Here is a 16,092-nt window from a genome sequence, read left to right as displayed (position 1 = left end):
TATGTGGGTTCGCGACGCCGATGCGACGGTCGGCGAATTATGTAAATGCAGCAAGGGAATCGGTTCCATGGGAAAATCACGTCTTCCCGCCGATTTCAAGTCTCGTTTTCCCCATGTCCACTGACTCCGCGCCACCTCGCAGCGAATTCGCGACGACCCTGCAGATTATTCCGGTCGTCTTTTTCACGTTTCTTTGTTATCTGACGATCGGCATTCCGCTGGCGGTGCTGCCCGGCTACGTCCACGGCGACCTCGGGTACAGCGCGGTGCTGGCCGGCGCGGCCATCAGCGTGCAATACCTGGCGACGCTGGCCTCGCGGCCGCTCGCGGGCCGCTCCGCCGATACGCTGGGGCCGAAGCGCACGGTGTCGATCGGTCTGCTGGGTTGCGGCGCGAGCGGCGTCCTGCTGCTGCTCGCCGTGTTGTCCGGCCATTGGCCGGTGCTGAGCCTCACGCTGCTGGTGTTCAGCCGGCTCGTGCTCGGCTTCGGCGAAAGCCTGTGCGGCACCGGCGCGATTCTGTGGGGCATCGGCCGGGTCGGCACGAACAACAACGCCCGGGTGATTTCGTGGAACGGCATCGCGACCTATGGCGCACTGGCGATCGGTGCACCGCTCGGCGTCGCGATCGCGCACGCGATCGGCTTTGCCGCGCTCGGCATTCTGGTGATCGCGCTGGCCGCGCTCGGTTTCTATCTGGCTCGCCAGATCGCGCCGGTGCCGCTCGTCCACGGCCAGCGGATGTCGTATCGCAGCGTGTTCACGCGGGTGCTGCCGCACGGCATCGGCCTCGCGCTCGGCTCGGCCGGGTTCGGCTCGATCGCGACGTTCATCACGCTGTTTTATGCGGCGAAGAACTGGCCGAATGCGGCTTTGTCGCTGACGGTGTTCGGCACGCTGTTCATCGGCGCGCGCCTGCTGTTCGCCAACACGATCAAGACCTACGGCGGCTTTCGCGTCGCGATTGCCTCGTTCTCGTTCGAATGCGTCGGCCTGCTGATGTTGTGGCTCGCGCCCGAGCCGCATATCGCCCTGGCCGGCGCCGCGTTGACCGGCTTCGGCTTCGCGCTGGTGTTCCCGGCGCTCGGCGTCGAAGCGGTCGGGCTCGTGCCGCCTGCGAGCCGTGGTGCGGCGTTGTCCGCGTACTCCGTGTTTCTCGATCTGTCGCTCGGGATTACCGGGCCGCTGGCCGGTTATATCGCCGGGGAATTCGGCTATGGGTCGGTGTTCCTGTTCGCCGCGGTTGCTGCTGCGGCGGCGGTCGTGCTGTCGACCGTGCTCTATCTGCGCAACGCCAAAGTGACTGGCCAACCCGCGGCGCTGTGACAGGATTGTTGTTTGCCTGCGCTTAGCGCAGGCAAACAACTACTTTCCTTCCGACAACCCGCGTTCGAGCGCCGCCACGCCGGCCGGCAGATCGACCTTCACGCCGAGATCCACCATCGTCCTGCCGAGCGCATGCACGGTGCGGAAAAGATTGTGTTCGCGGCATTGCTCGCCCATCTGCCCGATCCGGACGATCGGCAAACCAAACGAGCCCGAGATCTCCACCTGATGCTGCCGCGAAATATGCGAGCAGACATCCGCGGGAGTCAAACCGTCGGGCACTTCGATGCCGACCACCGAATTCAAGCGGCACGCTTCGGGGGCATACAGCTGCAAGCCGAGCGCCGTCACACCCTCCTGCAACGCCAGCGAACATTTCAGATGCCGTGCGAAGCGCTTTTCGAGCGTCTCCGCGCACACGAGGCGCAACGCCTCGTGCAATGCGAGCACGCCCGAGACCGGCGCGGTGTAGTGATAGCCGGCGTTATGCCAGAAGTTCTCCGCGAGCGACGCATCCAGGCACCAATGCGCATTCGGCGCGGTGCGTCCTTTGACGCGCGCCCAGGCCGCATCGGAAAACGCGATCAGCGACACGCCCGGAATCGACGACAACCCCTTCTGTCCGCCCGTGATGACCGCGTCGATGCCCCACGTGTCCATCTCCAGCGGCATCGTGCTCAACGTGCACACCGCGTCGACGATCACCAGCGCGCCCGCCGCTTTCGCAAGCGCGGCAATGTCCTTCAGGTGGTAATTCCACACCGTGTTCGACGTCTCGCCCTGCACCACCGTGACCACTTCGGGACGTTCGCGGCGAATCGCCTCGGCGATCTGTTCGAGGCTCGCCACCGACCTGTCCGCGACTTCGAGCGTGCTCACCTTCGCGCCCACTCGCCGGCCCATTTCGCCCATGCGGTCGCTGAAAAAGCCGTTCTTGATGCACAGCACGCGCGTGCCTTCCCACGCGAGGTTGGAGATCGCCATCTCCATCGCGGCCGAGCCCGGTCCCGCCACGCCGAGCACCCACTTCGATTGCGTCTGGAACACGTAGCGCGCCATCGTCTTCACCTGAGTGATCACCTTCACCATCGCGCCGCCCAGGTGATTGATCACGATGGTATTGGCCTTCGCCACGGCGGCGGGAATCGGCACGGGGCCGGCGCCCATCATCAGAAGCGGCTCTTCGGGAAGGATGGCGTCGAGCGATTCGACAACCGGACAGGGCACTACGGAAGCAACGGTAGAAGGTGATGAAGTCGGCATGATCGGTACGTGAATGTCAGGACGCAGAGGAAAGCGTGGCCTCACCGGCCATGACGCCGGTGAGGCCACTCGTCCGATCATTCACTGATCCGCGCGATTGCGCAAGTTTTTTGACTATGCCTGATGAGGCAACGGCGCCACTGCCTCACGCGTCCCATGCGTCATTTCACCTTGGTCTTGTCGAGTTTCTTGCCGGTTGCCGCGTTGAACCGTTCGACATACTCCTCCATCAGCTTGCGCAGCGCACGGCCGATTTTCCGGTAGTCGGCCTCGTTGAGATTGGCGAGCGACACGCGTCCCGACGGATGCTGGGTCCCGAAGCCTCGACCCGGCAGCAGCACGACCCGTGCTTCGCGCGCAAGACGGAACAGCAACTCGGAAGGCTCCGTGTTCTTATAAAGCCACTCGACGAACTCGCGGCCATACGCCCGCTCGCCAAGAAATTCGACGTCGAGAATCGTGTAGTAGTCGACCTGGTTCGGATCGTCGTCCTCGAATGAGATGCCCACCTCTTCGTACAGCGCGCGCTTGCGGCTGCGGATCAGGCGCTTCAATGCGTTCTTGTAGGCGTCCGGCGTGTCCATCAGCGAGAACAGCGAAAACAGCACCATCTGCACCTGCTGCGGCGTCGACAAACCCGCTGTATGGTTCAGCGCGACAGTACGGCTGTCGGCCACCAGGCGGTCGATGAACTTGAGCTTGTCCGGCTCGGTCGTGATCGACTCGTAACGCTCGTGCAACTGCCTCTTCGCGTCTTTCGGCAACTCGGCGATCAGCTTGTCGAGCACGTTGTCGCGATGCGTCGCGATCGTCCCCAGACGCCAGCCGGTTGCGCCGAAGTACTTCGAATACGAGTACACGAGGATGGTGTTCTTCGGCGCGAGCGCGAACAGCGACACGAAGTTGTCGGCGAACGTGCCGTACACGTCGTCGGTGAGCAGGATCAGGTCGGGCCGTTCCTGGACGATGTCGGCAATGTACTGAAGGCTTTCGTCGTCGATCCTCACCGACGGCGGATTGCTCGGGTTCACGAGAAAGAACGCCTTCACTTTGGGATCGCGCAGCTTGTCGAGTTCCTTCTTCGAGTACTGCCAGCCGTTGGCGACATCGGCTTCGAGATTCACCACGTTCAGCTGGTAGTCGTTCAGACGCGGAATCTCGATGTACGGCGTGAAGATCGGCATGCCGAGCGCGATCGTGTCGCCCGGTTTGATCAGGTGATTCTCGCGCATCGTGTTGAAGATGTACGTCATCGCGGCCGTGCCGCCTTCCACCGCGAAAATGTCGAACTCGCCGACGAACGGATGATCGCCGATCATCTCGCGGCGCAGATACTGCCCGACGATCAGTTCGGACAGCTTGAGCATGCGGTCGGGCACCGGATAGTTCGACGCGAGGATTCCCTCGCACATTTCATACAGGAAGTCGCCGGCCGAGTACCCCAACTGATCGCGCACATACGACACCGCACCGCGCAGGAAGTCGATACCCGCGACGCCCTTGTTCTCGCGCAGAAACAGATCGAAGCGTTCCGTCAGGCCTTCGCGCTTCGGAAACCCGCCGATGCCTTCCGGCATATACGCAAACGAACGCTCCGATTCGCGCATCGCAAAGAGGCCGAGTTGCCAGAAGCCGTGGCGCGGAATGGTCGCGAGAAAGTTCGGATTGCCGCGCCCGGCGTTGAGCATCGACGCATTGGCGGGCCGCTCCACGGCGCCGCCGCCGGCGGCCTTGATCAGTTCGTCCTTCAGTTCGAACGGGCTGAGCGCGGACAGTCCGGGTTGCGCCATGTCCCCTTGTTTCTTGTCGCCCTTCTCTTTTGCCATGATGCGTTCTCCAATGAGCCAGGTGAAAGACGCCGGCATATCGAACCATTGCCCGGTTGCGGCCGGCGTAACAGAGATCGATGGATGCGTGCGCTACATCTGCGCCGCACGCGTGAGCCGCACGCGCCCTACACGAGCCCGACCACGAGCGGCCCAAGCAGGGTCAGCGCGACGTTCGCGATCGCATAGGTGATCGCGAACGGCACGGTCGGCACCGCGCTTTCCGCCTTGTCGAGCACGCCGCCAAAGGCCGGGTTGGCGCTGCGCGAGCCCGACAGCGCGCCGGCCAGAATCGCCGCGTTGTTGTACTTGAGCACGTAGCGGCCGAACAGCATGGTCAGCAGCAGCGGGAACAAGGTGACGAACACGCCGAGCAGGAAGATCGTCAGGCCGCTCTGCTTGACCGTCACTACCGCCTGCAAGCCGGAGTTCAGGCCCACCACCGCGACGAACGCGGCGAGCCCGAAGTCCTTGAGCAATTGCGATGCGGCCGACGGCATCGCGCCGTACATCGGATGCTTGCCGCGCATCCAGCCGAACAGCAGGCCGGCCAGCAGACAGCCGCCGCCCGAGCCGAGCGTGAGCGGAATGCCGCCGACGTTGAGGACGATCAGCCCAATCAGCAAACCCAGCACGAGGCCGACGCCCATGTAGATGAAGTCGGTCTTGTTGCTGTACGGCAATTCGTAGCCGGCGGCGTCGACTGCGCGCTTGGTGTCTTTGGGCGATCCGTAGAAGGTGATGACGTCGCCGTGCTCGACTTTCGTTTCCGGCAGGATCGGCAGCGGCTGGCCAGCGCGCGTGATGCTCTGGATGTAGACACCGTGGCGCATGTTGCGATCCACGAGTTCGCGCGCGGCAGCGAGCGTCGTGTGGTTCATGCCCTTCCTGGTGAAGACGCCTTCGCGTGTCTGCATGACGACGCCGACGTCGCCGGTGTCGGCGACTTCGTTGCCGTTCGCGCCGAAGGCGACCACCGCCTCGCGGCGGCCCACCACCAGCACCACGTCGTCGTGCTTCAGCATCAGATCGGGCGTCGGTTCGAGCGTCTTGCCGTCGCGCTTGATGCGCTCGATCGTCAGGTAATCCTCATGCAGCGTCTCGACGGCCTTCACCGTCTTGCCCGCGCTGACGTCGATCTTGTACGCCCGTCCCACCAGCTCGGGCAGCGCGGCAAGCTGCCCCGGCCCGCGTGCCGGCGCGCCCGAGGCCAGCTCGCGTTCCGCCTCGATCGAGGCCTCCCGCAGACCTTGCCCCATGAACTTCGGCAGGATGTTCACGCAGACGATGATTGCGCCGAGCGAGCCGAACACGTAGGTCACCGCGTACGCAATCGCCACGTCCGATTGCAGCGACTTGACCTGATCGGCCGGCAGCCCGAGGCGCGCGATCGCATCGCCCGCCGTACCGATAATCGCCGATTGCGTCAGCGCGCCGCCGGCGAGTCCGGCCGCGAGTCCCTTGTTCAGGTGGAACAGCTTCGCGCATACCACCACAGTGACGAGCGCGCTGACGGCGAGGAACACCGCCATCGCGATCTCACGCAGCGTCTTGCGGTTCAGCGAATTGAAGAAGCCAGGCCCGGAGTCGTAGCCGACCGCGTAGATGAACACGGCGAACATCACCGACTTCACGCCATTGTCGATCGTCACGCCCGCCTGGCTGATCACCACCGCCGCCAGCAACGACCCGCCGACGCCGCCGAGCTGGAACTTGCCGAAGTTGATCTGCCCGATGAAGTAGCCGACCGCAAGCGACAGAAACAGCGCAATCTCGGGGGATTTCTGAAAGATATGGTGTAGCCAGTCCATCGTGCCCTCGCTGATTAGTTGGCGATACTGAGTACTGGTTGCTGCCTGCGCATGCGCTGCGCGGTCATGTCGTGCGCCGCTGCTCGCGTGCTTCATGTCACATGCCCGATGCCGCATCGGCCGCGCAAGACCTGGTCCGCCGCGCGCGGCGCATCTGCTCGTCCCCCCGGCCTCGCCGGGTTGACCTGCCTATGCCTAGCCGACTTTGCCCGCGAGGCCCACGACCACGGGCCCCATCAGCGGCAACAGGATGTTCGAGAGTGCGTAGGTGATCGTGTAGCCGATCACCGGCGTCGAGTTGCCGGTCACGCCCACCAGTGCGCTGATCGCCGGCGTGCTGCATTGCTGGCCGGCGATCGCGCCGAGCAGCATCGGCGCTTCGAGCTTCAGGAACATGTGGCCGATCCACAGCGACAGCAGACCCGGCACCAGCACCATCAAAACACCGGCGACGGGCAGCGCGAGGCCGTACTCGCGCACCAGCTTGATCGCGTCCGGCCCCGCCGACAAACCCACCGCGGCGATGAAAGTGGCGAGGCCGAAGTCCTTGAGGATTTGCGCGGCCGCCGACGGCAGCGAGCCGATCAGCGGATGGCGCGAACGGATCCAGCCGAACAGCAGGCCGGACAGCAAACAGCCGCCGCCCGTGCCGAGCGCGATCGACACGCCGCCGATCTGTCCGCCAAGACGACCGATCGCCATGCCGACCAGCACGCCGAGGCCGAGATAGACGAAGTCGGTTTTCTGCGTCGCGGGGAGCACGTAGCCGAGCCGCTTCGCGCCGCGCTCGACATTGGCCTTCGCGCCGACCAGCGTCAGCACGTCGCCGCGATTGAGCTCGGTGCCGGGCAGCGCGGGCACCGTGGTTTCGAGCCGCGTAACGGCTGCGATGTAGACGCCGCGTCCATCCTCCGGCTTCGCCTGGTCACGCACCTGCGCAATCGTGCGGCCATGCAGATCGCCCCGCGTCAACACGACGTCGAGCTTCTCGGCGAAGACCTGGCCGAAGGCCGCGCCATCCACTTCTTCGCCGAGACCGGCCGCCGCCGCGACCACCGCTTCGCGCCGCCCCGCCACGAGGATGAGATCGTCCGCCGCGAGGCGCAATGACGGTTCGACCGGCACGTTCGCGCCGTTGCGCTGAAGCTGTTCGATGGTGAGGTTGAAGCCGTGCTGCTGTTCGAACTCGCGGATCGTGACGGCGGCCCCCGCGCCCACCCGGAACGCGCGGCCCACGAGCGCCGGCGCCGCCTCCCGCTGCCCCTCGCTGAACGCGCCCTCGCCGCCGAGCTTGCGCCACACGCGCTCCGCTTCGTCACGCAGATTGATGCGCAGCAACAGCGGCGCGAACTGGCTGGTGAACAGCACGATCGTGATCAGGCCGAACAGGTAGCTCACGCTGTAAGCGGTCACGATGTTGGCCTGCAGACGCAGCGTTTCCGCGTCGCCGAGACCGAGCTTGCCGATCGCCTCGGACGCCGTGCCGATCACCGCCGACTCCGTCGCGGCGCCCGCGAGCAAGCCCGCCGCTGTGCCGATGTCGAGCCGCAGCACGCTCACCGCGATCATGATCAGCACGAGCACCGACACGATTTCGACGATCGACAGCAAGCCATAGCGCCAGCCCCGGCCGATGTTGGCGAAAAACTGCGGGCCGCCGGTAAAGCCGAGCGCGAAAATGAATAGCGCGAACGCGATGTTTTTCAGGTCGGGCGCGAGCCGCGCGCCCGTCTGACCCAATATCAATGCGACGATCAAGGTGCCGCATACGCCACCGAGCTGAATCGGTCCCACCCGAAACGAGCCAATAAAATATCCGATTGCAAGGCTTGCGAACAGCGCGATCTCCGGTTGCGTTTTCAGCAATTCACCGATCATGTTGTCTCCCCGATTAACGGGTTTTGTTAGCAGCGCACCGAAGACACTCACCCGGAACTCGAATAAACCCCGCTGACCGGGGTGGATCAGGCAATCAACGGCCGCCGGCGGGGAGCCGGACGAAACGTGGGTTATGGCAAGGGAATGATGCAGCAGGCATTGCGGCAAGAACGCCGCGGCGCAGCAAAGGGACAAGAAAGTTTTCCGCTAGCTCGACAGTCACGCTTTCCTCGCGAAGTTGCCTAACGCTGTGAAAAAACATTATTTGCTGACGGCCTATTTCTTACAGCATGTTTTGGCATGCTTATGGACTGCCTTTTAATAAATATTGTAGTTCGGCAACCCTGTCAATATTATTTTCATCTCGACGCGTCGAGTTCACGAAATACGATCCTGGTTAAAGGCAAACGAATAGGGTAGCGGGCACTACGCCCGAAGGCGATTATTTGGATGGGTAATTTATACTGGCCTGCAAGCCGCCGTGCCCGGCAGTCCGCCTCGTCAAAGCCGAACCATCTTCTTCGGAGTCCCGACATGCGCATGATCCTGTTCAGCAGCCGCCAGTACGACAGCGACACGTTCACCGAAGCCAATGCGGCCCACGGCTATGAGCTGCATTTCCAGGAGTCTCATCTCGACAGCGAAACGGCGGTCCTCGCACAGGGCTTCGAGGCGGTGTGCCCGTTCGTCAACGACAACGTCGACGCCGCCGTGCTCGAGCGGCTCCATGCGGGCGGCACGCGTCTGATCGCGCTGCGCTCCGCAGGCTTCAATCACGTCGACCTCGCGGCGGCCGAACGGCTCGGCATGACGGTCACGCGGGTGCCGGCCTACTCGCCGCACGCGGTCGCCGAACATGCGGTCGGGCTGATCCTCGCGCTGAACCGGCGTCTGCCGCGCGCCGCGGCGCGCACCCGCGAGGGCGACTTCTCGCTGCATGGGCTGCTCGGTTTCGATCTGCACGGCAAGACCGTGGGCGTGGTCGGCACCGGCATGATCGGCCGGGTGTTCGGACGCATCATGGCAGGCTTCGGCATGCGCGTGCTCGCGCATGATCCCGGCACGCCCGCCGACGACCTGCTCGCGCTCGGCGCGCGCTATGTGCCGCTCGACACGCTGCTCGCCGAATCCGACGTCGTCAGTCTGCACTGCCCGCTCGTGCCCGCCACTTATCATCTGATCGACGGACCCGCGCTCGCGAAGATGAAACGCGGCGCGATGCTGGTCAACACCGGCCGCGGCGGACTCGTCGAGGCCAATGCGCTGGTCGGCGCGTTGAAGGACGGCCAGCTCGGCCATCTCGGGCTCGATGTGTACGAGGAGGAAAGCGGCATCTTCTTCGAGGATCACTCGAATCTGCCGTTGCAGGACGACGTGCTCGCGCGGCTGTTGATGTTCCCGAACGTGATTGTCACCGCCCACCAGGCGTTCTTCACGCGCGAGGCGATGAGCGAGATCGCGCAGACCACGCTTGGGAACGTCGCGGCATGGCAGGCCGGCACGCCGCGCAACGCGGTGCATGCTGCGGGGTAGGCTGGGGGCGGGACGTTTGTATGTTGAGGGCCAGGTCGTGCGTCGTGCGTCGTGCGACTTATACCGTGCGTCATGCCCGTACTGCACGGCCAGGGCTGACGCGGTACGTCGTACGCTGACGCCCTGGCGGCTTGCGCCTTACCACGCGTCGTGCACCTCATGCCATCCCCCGCGCCACGCATCATCGACACCATCACACATGGCGAACTACACGCCTTTGTCACCGGCCGGCGGGATCGAGCGAATCGCGGTGCGGGCATCGTCCGCCGCGCCGCAGACTTCGCGCAGCAACGCCGCTTCGCGCTCATGCACTTCCACCGGACACCAGCGCGCACCCGCATCGGCCAGATAGCGCGCGCGATGCTGGCCGTTGCGAAACGCCACCACCCCTTCGCGCTCCAGACCCAGCCAGCCGAGCAACCCCGGCGCGCGGCGCATCGAGATCGTCACGTAAGGCATCTGCGGAATGCGCTCGCTCTCGGGGTCGAGAAACTCACGAATGCCGCGCACCTTGCCTGAATGCCATTCGGCGACCGGCTTGAGCACGTAATCCGTGTTGTCGCGATCCGCGCAGACGAGCAGCTTGCGCATATCGACCAGCACGACCTGATGCCGTGTGCCGTCGGTGACGAAGACGCGCTTCAGGCGCACATGGTCGTACCATGGATGTTCCTGCAACGGCACGATCCAGACCGTTTCGGCACGCCCCGAAGGAAGTCCATCGGGGGGACACGCCGGCGTGGCGGCTGGCGATGAATTGGACAAGGGCAAAGGCAGGCTCGATAAGCTGGCAAACCAGCGCCAGCGCGTGAATAGAGCGCCCACGCTACGAGTCGACTGTGAAAGAAGCATGACAGGCCATGGAATTAATTGCTCTGCATGAGCACGCTGCACAAAACTCCCGACACGCACGGGCGGACCTTGACCCTCAGATAAACGACGATGATAACCACTCAAAATTTTAATGAGTCCGTGCGCATCGAAGCCGACGAGGACAGCGGCGTCGCCACCATCGTTCTGGAGCGGCCCGCGCGGCGCAACGCGGTCGACCGTCCGATTGCCGAAGCATTGAGCGCTGCGTTCAGCCGCTTCGAAGGGGAGCCGGCCTGGCGGGCGGCGGTGCTGTTCGGCGCGGGCGGCACGTTTTGCGCGGGCGCGGACCTGAGCGCGCTCGCCGACGACACCCGCCGCAACGAACTGCATGCCGACGGCAGCGGCCCTGGTCCGATGGGTCCGACGCGAATGAGCTTCAGCAAGCCGGTGATCGCGGCGATTGCCGGTTACGCGGTGGCGGGCGGGCTGGAGCTGGCGGCGCTGTGCGATCTGCGGGTCGTCGAGGACGATGCGGTGCTCGGCGTGTTCTGCCGGCGCGTCGGCATTCCGCTGATCGACGGCGGCACGATCCGCCTGCCGCGTTTGATCGGGTTGTCGCGGGCACTGGATCTGATCCTGACCGGGCGCGCGGTGAGCGCCGAGGAAGCGCTCGCCATGGGACTGGCGAATCGCGTCGTAGCGAAGGGCGCGGCGCGCGCGGCGGCCGAGCGGCTGGCTGCGGAGCTAGCCGCGTTTCCTCAGGCGGCGCTGCTCGCCGACCGCCGCTCGGCACTGGAAAACAGCCCGCTCGACGATCTCGCCGAGGCGCTTCGGCGCGAAGGCGCCGGCGGATATCGGGCGGTGTTCGAGGAAGGGGTCGCCGGGGCGGCGCGGTTCATCAACGGTGCAAAGTGAGGTGCGTTAGGCGCGATGGGTTGAGTTGCGCGATCTGCCTGCTCCGCCTCCCCTTTTCAAAAAAACAACGTCCCCCTCGACGGTCAGCATCGCGGTTTTGACTTAGGTAGAATCCCCTACTGCTTCCCAGTACAGCGCCGGCGTTCTCGTCCCGAAAACGCGCGCCTGCCGCGCGACGCTCCCCGTCGCGCCGATTCACGCTCCGTCACCATGCCTTTGCCCCTGCTTGCCCTTGCCGTTGCCGCGTTTGGAATCGGTACCACCGAATTCGTGATCATGGGGCTGCTGCCCGACGTCGCGCGCGATCTGTCCGTGTCGATTCCGGCCGCCGGCATGCTGGTGTCAGCCTATGCGCTCGGCGTCACGATCGGCGCGCCGATCGTCGCGATCGCGGTCGCCAACATGCCGCGCAAGAAGGCGCTGATGAGTTTGATCGGCGTGTTCATCGTCGGCAATCTGCTGTGCGCGGTTGCGCCGAGCTACGCGGTGCTGATGGCCGCGCGCATCGTCACGGCGTTCTGTCATGGGGCGTTCTTCGGCATCGGCTCGGTGGTGGCCGCGGGGCTCGTCGCGCCGAACCGCCGCGCGCAAGCCATCGCGCTGATGTTCACCGGCCTCACGCTCGCCAACGTGCTCGGCGTGCCGCTCGGCACGGCGCTCGGCCAGGCCGTGGGCTGGCGCGCGACCTTCTGGGCGGTGACGGGCATCGGTCTCGTCGCGGCGGCCGCGCTCGCCGTGTGCCTGCCGGCGAAGATCGAGATGCAGAAGGCGAGTCTCGTCCACGAATTCAGCGTGCTGAAAAACCCGCAGGTGCTGATGGTGCTCGGCATCAGCGTGCTCGCGTCGGCGAGCCTCTTTTCCACCTTCACCTACATCACGCCGATTCTCGAGGACGTGGCCGGCTTCACGCCGCACGCGGTCACGCTGGTGCTGCTGCTGTTCGGGCTCGGGCTGACGGTCGGCAGCACGCTCGGCGGCAAGCTCGCCGACTGGCGGCTGATGCCGTCGCTGGTCGCATTCCTGCTGGCGATCGTCGTGATCCTGACCGTCTTCGCGGGCACGATGCACGCGCAGATCCCGGCGATGATCACGATTTTCGTGTGGGGCATCCTCGCTTTCGCGATCGTGCCGCCGCTGCAGATGCTGATCGTCGATCGCGCGAGCAGTGCGCCGAATCTCGCGTCGACCTTGAACCAGGGCGCCTTCAACCTCGGCAACGCAACGGGTGCCTGGCTCGGCGGGATGGCGATCGGCGCGGGCGCGCCGCTCACGACGCTGCCGTGGGTCGGTGTGGCGACCTCGATCGGCGCGCTGCTGTTGACGCTGTGGTCGGTGTCGATCGACCGGCGCGCGCAGAAGATGGCGGTGGCGGGTTAAGGCCGCGCACATTGCGCACTATCAGCCTTGCGCCTGCGCGAGGCGCCCGTTGCGGGCGTTCCGTCTTGCCCCTTTGCGCAGCGCCCGTTGGCGCGTCCCGCAGGCCCCGCACTCGTGCCAACGCCCGTCAGCCGTAGTAGCATCCCGGCCGATGAAAGTCATCTTCACTCGCGATTTCCTCGCCCTGATCCTCAGCGTCGCCGTCGTCGGACTCGGCAGCGGCGCCACGCTGCCCCTCACCGCCCTCGCGCTGACGCAAGCCGGCTTCGGCACCGACGTCGTCGGCCTGCTGACCGCCGCGCAAGCGGGCGGCGGCCTCGTCGTCGTGCCGGTGGCCGGCTGGATCGCGGCGCGCGTCGGCGGCCGCGAGGTGATCGTCGGCGCGGTGCTGGTGGTTGCGCTCGCCACCGCGCTCATGCAGCTCACGTCGAACCTGTGGCTGTGGGCGCTGTTGCGCGTGCTGTGCGGCGCGGCGCTGATGCTGCTGTTCACGATCGGCGAGGCCTGGGTCAACCAGTTGGCCGACGACGCGTCGCGCGGCCGCGTGATCGCGATCTATGCAACCAACTTCACGCTGTTCCAGATGTCGGGCCCGGTGCTCGTGAGCCAGATCGCGGGCTTCACGCATTCGCGCTTTCTGATCTGCGGCGCGATTTTCCTGCTCGCGCTGCCGATGCTCGCCGCGATCCGCACGACGCCGCGAGCTTCCGACGACGAGCACGCCGCCCACGGCAGTTGGCGCCACGTGCTGCCGCAGATGCCGGCCCTCGTCATCGGTACCGGCTTCTTTGCGCTGTTCGACACGATCGCGCTGTCGCTGCTGCCGCTCTTCGCGATGTCGCACGGCATCGCGAGCGAGGTGGCGGTGCTGTTCGCGTCGGCGCTGCTGCTCGGCGATACGACGATGCAGTTTCCGATCGGCTGGCTCGCTGACCGGCTCGGCCGCGAACGCGTGCATATCGGCTGTGGGGTGGTCGTCGTGGCGCTGCTGCCGTTGCTGCCTTGGGCGATCAGGTCGCCGTGGCTGTGCTGGCCGCTGCTGTACGTGCTCGGCGCGGCCGCGGGCGCGATCTATACGCTTTCGCTGGTTGCCTGCGGCGAGCGCTTTCGCGGCGTCGCGCTGGTGTCGGCGAGTTCGCTGGTGGGCGCGTCGTGGAGCGCGGCCAGTTTCGGCGGCCCGCTGGTCGCCGGCGCCCTGATGAAGGGTGTCGGCAACGACGCGATGGTCGGTGTGCTGCTGTTCGCGGCGCTCGCGTTTCTCGCCGCCGCGTGGTGGGAAAAGCGCCGCGCGCCGCTGCGAGCCGCCGGCTGACGGGCGAGGATTGACGGCCGCGCGCTATCGCGCTGACGGGTGACGACGGCACGCCATCGGCCGACAGGCGACGAGCGGCAGTTGCACGCCCCGGCTCGCGCGCAACGCCTGGGCGGCCGCGCGCTCGATGCAATCTTGCGGTCAGCACGCTTGATGCTAGTCTTGAACCACATTGCACGGTCCTCCGCCGAACGGCCCATGCTTCATGGCGCCGCCGTATGCAATGGGGAGTTCGCCATGCAAACCCTGCACACCCCGCGCCGTTTTTACCTGTTGAGCGCACTCATCGTATTGAGCGCCCTGCTGTTCGCCGATTGCGGCGGCGGTGGCGGAAGCGGGGAAACGAGCGGCGCAGCGAGCAGCGGCGGCGCGTCGGGGGCCGGGGCGACGACCGGCGGCAGCGGTTCGGCAAGCGGTACGGGCAGCGGCGGCAGCACCAGTGGTACCGGCGGTACCGGCGCTGGCACTGGCGGCTCCGGCACCTCGTCGGGCGGCGGCATGTCCATGGCCGCGACGCACGACGTGCTGACCTATCACAACGACATCGGCCGCACGGGCCAGAATCTCAGCGAGACTCTCCTTTCCCCCGCCAACGTCAACGCGGCGACGTTCGGCAAGGTCGGCTTTTTCGCCGCCGACGGCAAGGTCGACGCGCAACCCCTCTTTGTCGAATCACTGGCCATCGCGGGCGGCACGCACAACGTGCTGTACGTCGTGACCGAGCACGACAGCGTGTACGCGCTCGACGCCGACAGCGGCGCGCAGCTATGGCGGGTCAGCACGCTCGGCACCAACGAAACGCCGAGCGACGACCTCGGTTGCAGCCAGATCACGAAGGAAATCGGCATCACGTCGACACCGGTCATCGACCGCTCGCGCGGCGCGCACGGCACGATCTACGTGGTCGCGATGTCGAAGGACACGAGCGGCGCCTATCATCATCGCGTGCACGCGCTCGATCTCGCGACCGGCGCGGAACTGCTGAACGGCCCAACGGAGGTGAGCGCCAGCTACCCCGGCAGCGGCGCGAACAGTTTCAACGGCAACGTGCTGTTCGCGCCGTCGTCGTATGCCGAGCGCGCGGGTCTGCTGCTTCTCGGCGGCGTGGTCTACACGGCGTGGACCTCACATTGCGACGCGGGCGCCTACACCGGCTGGATCATGGGCTATAGCGCCGACACCCTGCAACAGACTTCCGTGCTCAACCTCACGCCGAACGGCTCGGGCGGCGCGATCTGGATGAGCGGCGCCGGCCCGGCGTCGGATGGCGCGTCCATCTACCTGCTCGGCGGCAACGGCACGTTCGACACCACGATGAACGCCAGCGGCTTTCCCGCGCAACACAACTTCGGCAATGCGTATCTGAAGCTCGGCACGGCAGGCGGTCTTGCGGTCGCGGATTACTTCGCGATGTCCAATACCGTTCAGCAGTCCAATGCCGACCAGGACCTCGGCTCCGGCGGAGCGATCGCGCTGCCCGATCTCACCGATGCAAACGGCGTGGTCCAGCACCTCACGCTCGGCACGGGCAAGGACGGCATCATCTATGTGCTGAACCGCGATTCGATGGGCAAATTCAATGCCGCGGGCAACAGCATCTACCAGGAGATTCAGGGGGTGTTGAACGGCGGCGAGTTCGGCATGCCTGCGTACTTCAACGGCCGCATCTATTTCGGCTCCGTCGGCGACAATCTCAAGGCGTTCACGGTGACCCATGCGCGGCTCTCAACGGCGCCGAGCGCGCAGACCTCGATGACGTTCGCCTATCCCGGCACCACGCCGAGCATCTCCGCCAATGGCTCAGCGAACGGCATCGTGTGGGCTGCGGAAAACGGCACCACGGCGGCGCTGCATGCGTTCGATCCGGCCAATCTCGCCGTCGAGCTCTATAACAGCAATCAGATGGGCACCCGCGATCAGTTCGGCGCGGGCAACAAGTTCATCACGCCGATGATCGCCAACGGCAAGGTGTATGTCGGGACGACGAACGGCGTCGCGGTATTTGGCTTGCTGAAGGGGTGAGGAGGTCTGGGCGTGGC

At 65.6% G+C, this 16,092-nt stretch carries 11 protein-coding genes; 6 read left to right on the top strand and 5 right to left on the bottom strand.

The window, feature by feature from the left end; translation table 11 throughout:
* Nucleotides 1–113 precede the first annotated feature (113 nt).
* Nucleotides 114–1,325 carry an MFS transporter gene (locus ACZ9H4_RS05445; protein ID WP_476118415.1) on the top strand — a complete coding sequence of 404 codons (1,212 nt, stop codon included), beginning with the start codon at nt 114–116 and terminating at the stop codon, nt 1,323–1,325.
* Nucleotides 1,326–1,364: 39 nt separating this feature from the next.
* Here the strand turns inward: ACZ9H4_RS05445 and ACZ9H4_RS05440 are convergent, their stop codons facing one another.
* The 4 genes from ACZ9H4_RS05440 to aspT (ACZ9H4_RS05425) form a co-directional block, all read right to left on the bottom strand.
* A complete protein-coding gene (locus ACZ9H4_RS05440; RefSeq protein ID WP_408144274.1) occupies nt 1,365–2,588 on the bottom strand; it encodes a pyridoxal-phosphate-dependent aminotransferase family protein in 1,224 nt (407 codons plus the stop codon).
* Nucleotides 2,589–2,749: 161 nt separating this feature from the next.
* Nucleotides 2,750–4,414: a bifunctional aspartate transaminase/aspartate 4-decarboxylase gene (locus tag ACZ9H4_RS05435; RefSeq protein WP_476118413.1), complete on the bottom strand. Its 1,665-nt coding sequence runs from the start codon at nt 4,412–4,414 to the stop codon at nt 2,750–2,752.
* Nucleotides 4,415–4,542: 128 nt separating this feature from the next.
* On the bottom strand, nt 4,543–6,225 hold the full coding sequence (gene aspT, locus ACZ9H4_RS05430) for an aspartate-alanine antiporter (RefSeq protein ID WP_408144271.1): 1,683 nt from the start codon (nt 6,223–6,225) through the stop codon (nt 4,543–4,545).
* A gap of 195 nt (nt 6,226–6,420) precedes the next feature.
* A complete protein-coding gene (gene aspT / locus ACZ9H4_RS05425; RefSeq protein WP_476118412.1) occupies nt 6,421–8,103 on the bottom strand; it encodes an aspartate-alanine antiporter in 1,683 nt (560 codons plus the stop codon).
* Between the two features lie 534 nt (nt 8,104–8,637).
* Here aspT (ACZ9H4_RS05425) and ACZ9H4_RS05420 point away from each other — a divergent pair.
* Nucleotides 8,638–9,636 (top strand): 2-hydroxyacid dehydrogenase, encoded by a 999-nt coding sequence (locus tag ACZ9H4_RS05420; RefSeq protein ID WP_408144266.1) that lies wholly within the window; start codon nt 8,638–8,640, stop codon nt 9,634–9,636.
* A 207-nt stretch (nt 9,637–9,843) separates the two neighbouring features.
* Here ACZ9H4_RS05420 and ACZ9H4_RS05415 read toward each other — a convergent pair whose 3' ends face one another.
* The gene (locus tag ACZ9H4_RS05415; protein ID WP_476118411.1) at nt 9,844–10,488 is read right to left on the bottom strand and encodes a plasmid fertility inhibition factor family protein; all 645 of its coding nucleotides are present in this window, start codon (nt 10,486–10,488) and stop codon (nt 9,844–9,846) included.
* 90 nt (nt 10,489–10,578) lie between these two features.
* On the opposite strand from ACZ9H4_RS05415, the gene ACZ9H4_RS05410 reads away from it, so the two are divergent.
* From ACZ9H4_RS05410 to ACZ9H4_RS05395, 4 genes are all read left to right on the top strand, one after another.
* The gene (locus ACZ9H4_RS05410; protein WP_476118409.1) at nt 10,579–11,364 is read left to right on the top strand and encodes a crotonase/enoyl-CoA hydratase family protein; all 786 of its coding nucleotides are present in this window, start codon (nt 10,579–10,581) and stop codon (nt 11,362–11,364) included.
* 210 nt (nt 11,365–11,574) lie between these two features.
* Nucleotides 11,575–12,741 carry an MFS transporter gene (locus ACZ9H4_RS05405; RefSeq protein ID WP_408144260.1) on the top strand — a complete coding sequence of 389 codons (1,167 nt, stop codon included), beginning with the start codon at nt 11,575–11,577 and terminating at the stop codon, nt 12,739–12,741.
* Between the two features lie 151 nt (nt 12,742–12,892).
* Entirely contained in the window at nt 12,893–14,053 is a 1,161-nt protein-coding gene (locus tag ACZ9H4_RS05400) for an MFS transporter (RefSeq protein WP_408154773.1), read from the top strand.
* Nucleotides 14,054–14,290: 237 nt separating this feature from the next.
* Nucleotides 14,291–16,075, top strand: coding sequence for a pyrrolo-quinoline quinone (locus ACZ9H4_RS05395; RefSeq protein WP_476118408.1), 1,785 nt, complete (start codon nt 14,291–14,293; stop codon nt 16,073–16,075).
* The last annotated feature ends 17 nt before the right edge of the window (nt 16,076–16,092 follow it).

This window comes from Paraburkholderia sp. TE9906 (assembly GCF_056279605.1).
Note: the sequence above shows the minus strand (reverse complement) of the source record. Positions and strands in the feature narration are given on the sequence as shown.

Bases quoted from the DNA above. Each gene is read 5' to 3' on its own strand.
- ACZ9H4_RS05445 (WP_476118415.1), top strand. From the start codon at position 114: ATGTCCACTGACTCCGCGCCACCTCGCAGCGAATTCGCGACGACCCTG.
- ACZ9H4_RS05440 (WP_408144274.1), bottom strand. From the start codon at position 2,588: ATGCCGACTTCATCACCTTCTACCGTTGCTTCCGTAGTGCCCTGTCCG.
- ACZ9H4_RS05435 (WP_476118413.1), bottom strand. From the start codon at position 4,414: ATGGCAAAAGAGAAGGGCGACAAGAAACAAGGGGACATGGCGCAACCC.
- aspT (WP_408144271.1), bottom strand. From the start codon at position 6,225: ATGGACTGGCTACACCATATCTTTCAGAAATCCCCCGAGATTGCGCTG.
- aspT (WP_476118412.1), bottom strand. From the start codon at position 8,103: ATGATCGGTGAATTGCTGAAAACGCAACCGGAGATCGCGCTGTTCGCA.
- ACZ9H4_RS05420 (WP_408144266.1), top strand. From the start codon at position 8,638: ATGCGCATGATCCTGTTCAGCAGCCGCCAGTACGACAGCGACACGTTC.
- ACZ9H4_RS05415 (WP_476118411.1), bottom strand. From the start codon at position 10,488: ATGCTTCTTTCACAGTCGACTCGTAGCGTGGGCGCTCTATTCACGCGC.
- ACZ9H4_RS05410 (WP_476118409.1), top strand. From the start codon at position 10,579: ATGATAACCACTCAAAATTTTAATGAGTCCGTGCGCATCGAAGCCGAC.
- ACZ9H4_RS05405 (WP_408144260.1), top strand. From the start codon at position 11,575: ATGCCTTTGCCCCTGCTTGCCCTTGCCGTTGCCGCGTTTGGAATCGGT.
- ACZ9H4_RS05400 (WP_408154773.1), top strand. From the start codon at position 12,893: ATGAAAGTCATCTTCACTCGCGATTTCCTCGCCCTGATCCTCAGCGTC.
- ACZ9H4_RS05395 (WP_476118408.1), top strand. From the start codon at position 14,291: ATGCAAACCCTGCACACCCCGCGCCGTTTTTACCTGTTGAGCGCACTC.